The organism is Vibrio sp. 2130-1 (assembly GCF_033339515.1).
In genome coordinates, this window is the sequence record NZ_JAWOUT010000208.1 from 1 (window position 1) to 755 (window position 755).

Consider the following 755-nt stretch of genomic DNA (forward strand, 5'->3'; position numbering starts at 1 on the left):
TCGCGGCCGCACGATTGAAGAAGCGCAGAAAAATGGTCGTCCGATGCGCGACAAAGGTTTCACTTACTCATTTGATATGTTGGGTGAAGCGGCGCTAACAACAGCGGATGCAAACAAATACTTCAAAGATTACCTAATGGCGATCGAAGCGGTGGGTCGCGAGACTTACGGTAACGACACCAGCCCTGCGCCTTCGGTTTCTATCAAGCTTTCAGCATTGCACCCTCGCTACGAAGTGGCGAACGAAGAGCGTGTTATGACTGAGCTGTACGAAACGCTCATGCAACTACTAAAACGCGCGATTGAAGTCGACGTTGCGATCACGATTGATGCAGAAGAAGCTGATCGCCTTGAGCTGTCTCTAAAGCTGTTCGAGAAGATTTACCGCAGTGACCTCGTGAAAGGTTGGGGCAAGTTTGGTCTTGTTGTGCAAGCGTACTCGAAGCGTGCTCTACCAGTATTGGTTTGGCTCAATGCCCTTGCGAAAGAGCAAGGTGACTTGATCCCACTTCGCTTGGTAAAAGGCGCGTACTGGGATAGCGAAATCAAATGGTCACAACAAGCGGGCTACGAAAACTACCCGGTGTACACACGCAAAGAAGCGACCGATGTTGCTTACCTTGCATGTGCGCGTTTCCTATTAAGCGAAGGCGTACGTGGCAATATCTTCCCGCAGTTTGCCAGCCACAATGCGCACACAGTTACTGCGATTGCAGTGATGGCGCAGCATAAGGATTTTGAATTCCAACGCCTAC

At 50.5% G+C, this 755-nt stretch carries 1 protein-coding gene; it reads left to right on the forward strand.

The window, feature by feature from the left end; all coding sequences use genetic code 11:
- On the forward strand, positions 1–755 hold a 755-nt coding region (locus R7Q09_RS25230; protein ID WP_318143831.1), incomplete at both ends, for a proline dehydrogenase family protein.